This window comes from Sinomonas sp. RB5 (genome assembly GCF_054063535.1).
This window is the reverse complement of sequence record NZ_JBSSGJ010000032.1, coordinates 1-3,388: the sequence shown is the minus strand read 5'-3', so window position 1 is coordinate 3,388 and position 3,388 is coordinate 1. Positions and strand designations below refer to the sequence as shown.

The following is a 3,388-nucleotide window of genomic DNA, read 5'->3' as shown; positions in this document are numbered from 1 at the left end:
AAAGCTCGAGGGCCTGAGCCCGGTCCGATACCGGGCCCAGGCCCTCGCAGCCTAGACTTTCACTTCACCAGTCCAACTCTCGGGGACCAGTTCAGTCACGAGCGGCGCCCTTTTGCGTTCCCCTCCCGGGGTCCTGTGCGCAGGGTCCTCTGCTGAGTGCCCTGAGCTCAGCGCCGCCCAGCGCGGCCGAACGTGAGTTCTTCCCGCAGCTGCCAGAACCCGTCGGCGTCGTGCTGGTACAGGCCCATGCTGTCCACGGTGAAGGCTGCGCTGTAGGACTCCAGCTCGCTCTGCGCCTCATCGAGCCGCTCGGGCGGCAGGTCGTGCGCCACGGTGACGTGCGGGTGGTACGGGAAGGGCAGCGTGCGCGCGAGCGGGCCCTGCTGGAGCTCGCGGTGCAGGCTGACGCACTCCTCGAAGCCCTCGTCCACGTTGACGTACACCACGGGCGAGACGGGGCGGAACGTGCCGGTCCCCTTCAGGCCCACGGTGAACGGACGCGCCTGGGCGGCGACGCCGCGCACGTGCCGGACGGCCGCGTCCCAGTCGGACGTCTCGGTGGTGGTCACGAGCGTGATGTGGGCCGGGATGACCTCGGCCATGCGGTCCCCGAACGAGGCCCGCCACGCGCGCAGCTCCTGGGCCACCATGTCGGGAAACCCGAGGATCACGCCGACGAGCGGCCGGTCGGCACCTCCTGCGGTGCCCGCTGTGTCCTCGATCGTGCCGTCCTCGAATCCCGGCATGGCCTCAGCCGACGGCCGCTGCCGCCGGGGCGAGGGCAGGGAGGAACCCGACGCGCTCGTAGACGTCGGCGAGCGTGCGCGACGCGATCTCGCGGGCCTTCGCGGCGCCGCGGGCCAGCAGACGGTCGAGCTCCGACGGATCCGTCAGCAGCTCCTCGGTGCGCGCCTTGATGGGCGCGACGGCGTCCACGACCACCTGCGCGACGTCCGTCTTGAGATGGCCGTACATCTTGCCCTCGTAGGAGGCCACGAGCGAGTCCATGTCCTCGCCCGTGATGGTCGAGATGATCGTCAGGAGGTTGGAGACGCCCGGCTTTGCCTCGCGGTCGAACCGGACCACCGTCTCGGCGTCGGTCACCGCCGACTTGATCTTCTTCGCCGTGGCCTTGGGGTCGTCGAGGAGGTTGATCAGGCCGTTCGGCGACTCGGCCGACTTCGACATCTTCGCCGTCGGGTTCTGCAGGTCGTAGATCTTCGCCGAGGTCGGCGGGATGAGCGCCTCGGGCACCACGAAGGTCTCGCCGAACCGGGAGTTGAAGCGCTGGGCCAGGGTGCGCGCGAGCTCGAGGTGCTGGCGCTGGTCCTCGCCCACGGGGACCCCGTACGGCCGGTAGAGGAGGATGTCGGCTGCCATGAGCATCGGGTACATGAACAGGCCGGCACTCGCGGCGTCGTGGCCGTGGCGGGCCGCCTTGTCCTTGAACTGGGTCATGCGGGATGCCTCGCCGAAGCCCGTGAGGCACGTCAGCACCCAAGCGAGCTGGGCGTGCTCGGGCACGTGCGACTGCACGAACAGCGTGGAGCGCTCGACGTCGATTCCGCCCGCGATGTACTGGGCCGCCGTCAGCCGCGTGCGGTGCAGGAGCTCGGCCGGCTCGTGCGGGACCGTGATGGCGTGCAGGTCGGGGATGAAGTACAGGCACTCGTACTGGTCCTGGAGCTTGACCCAGTTGACGAGGGCGCCGAGGTAGTTTCCGAGGTGGAGCGAGTCGCCCGAGGGCTGCATGCCGGAGAGGAGTCGCTGGCGGGCGGGGGCAGGAGAGGTCATGGAGTCAGGCACTTCCGAGAGGTCTAGAGCTGGTAGTCGATGACGAGCGGGGCGTGGTCGGACCATCGCGTGTCCCAAGCGCTGGCGCGATCGACGACGGCGTTCCGCGCCACCGCGGCCAGGGACGGCGTGGCCATCTGGTAGTCGATGCGCCACCCCGCATCGTTGTCGAACGCCTTGCCGCGCTGCGACCACCACGTGTAGGGGCCGTCCACCTGGCCGGCCAGGTCACGGTGCACGTCCCGCCAGCCGATCTCGGTGCCGAAGAACCGGTCGAAGTACGCGCGCTCCTCCGGAAGGAACCCGGCGCGCTTCTGGTTGGCCTTCCAGTTGCGGATGTCCAGCGGGGTGTGGCCCACGTTGAGGTCGCCGACCACGAGGGCGTAGTCGCTCATCTCGCCGAGCTCCGGCAGCCGCTTGAGCATGACGTCCAGGAACCGGTACTTGTCATCCTGCTTGGGGGTGCCCACCTCGCCCGAGTGCACGTACGCGCTCACGACGGTCAGCTGGCGGCCGCCCTCGAGGGCGAAGTCCGCCTCCACCCAGCGCCCGGCGGTGGCGAAGTAGTCGTCGCCGATCCCGATCCTCGTCTCCGTGGGAGCCTCGCGGGAAGCGATCGCCACGCCGGCGCGGCCCTTCGCGTCCGCCTCCGCATGCAGGACCTGCCAGCCGTCGAAGTACTCGTGCACGGTCGGGTCCGGGGCACGGACTTCCTGCAGGCAGAGGATGTCCACCTCGCGCGTCCCGAGCCACTCCGGCATGCCCTTGCGCCACGCGGCGCGGAGGCCGTTGACGTTGACGGTCGCGATGCGCAGGGCCCCACCCTTCGGGGCCGATTCGGGGGAAGTCACCTAGCCACTCTACCCCTCGTCGATGACCGTCCCCGTGAGGGGCGTGCCGTCGTCAGGGCGGAGCATGTCACGGGCGTTCGCGGCCGTGATCTGGATCGTCTCGAGGGCGCGGTCCACCATCTCGCGATCGCCTCCGAGGTTCTCGCGGATCACGCGCTCCTGGACCTGGATGATCTTGAACGAGTGGTCGAGCTTGAGGTCGCGGACCTCGTCCACCGAGCGGGCCTCACCGCCGGCGACCGACGGTCCGCGGCCCGTGAGCTGCTCGGCGGCGCGTTCGAAGCGCTCCTGGGCCTTGCGGCCTGCGGTCCGGACGGTGGTGAAGACGAAGAACGCGAAGACCAGCCACCCGAACGAGACGATCGCCACGATCCATCCGATCACGGCGTTCTGGTTCGCCGCGAAGATCACGGCCACGAGGAACGCGAGCACGAGGACCGATAGGCCCAGTGCGCCGACCTTGATGCCTCCTCGGCGGGGCGCCTGGGCGCCGCTGGGCTGGCTGGATGCGTTCTGATGGCCGAGACTCTGCATGGGGTCCATTCTCCCAGACGTCCGCACCGCCGATCGCCGCGCACGCTCCTCCCCCGGCCCCGCTCCACCCCCCGCCCTCCCACCGTCTCGGGTACGCATCTCGTCGCGCTTTCCCCGTGTGATGTCTCAGGAGTCCGTGGACACTTCCTGTCTCAGGTGAGTGTGGACGGATCGTGTCTCACGTGAGTGTAGACAGTTCGGCTGTGGCG

4 protein-coding genes are annotated in these 3,388 nt (G+C 69.4%); all 4 read right to left on the bottom strand.

The genetic code is table 11. The features are described from left to right. Window positions 1-167: 167 nt before the first annotated feature. The 4 genes from ACVWWH_RS20100 to ACVWWH_RS20085 are packed head-to-tail and all read right to left on the bottom strand — an operon-like array spanning window position 168 to window position 3,179. Entirely contained in the window at window positions 168-746 is a 579-nt protein-coding gene (locus ACVWWH_RS20100; RefSeq protein WP_066496849.1) for a 2'-5' RNA ligase family protein, read from the bottom strand. A gap of 4 nt (window positions 747-750) precedes the next feature. Then, window positions 751-1,794 (bottom strand): tryptophan--tRNA ligase, encoded by a 1,044-nt coding sequence (trpS, locus tag ACVWWH_RS20095; RefSeq protein WP_174835410.1) that lies wholly within the window; start codon window positions 1,792-1,794, stop codon window positions 751-753. 23 nt (window positions 1,795-1,817) lie between these two features. Then, a complete protein-coding gene (locus ACVWWH_RS20090) occupies window positions 1,818-2,645 on the bottom strand; it encodes an exodeoxyribonuclease III (protein WP_457317793.1) in 828 nt (275 codons plus the stop codon). A 9-nt stretch (window positions 2,646-2,654) separates the two neighbouring features. Continuing rightward, a complete protein-coding gene (locus ACVWWH_RS20085; RefSeq protein WP_066496842.1) occupies window positions 2,655-3,179 on the bottom strand; it encodes a hypothetical protein in 525 nt (174 codons plus the stop codon). Window positions 3,180-3,388: the final 209 nt, after the last annotated feature.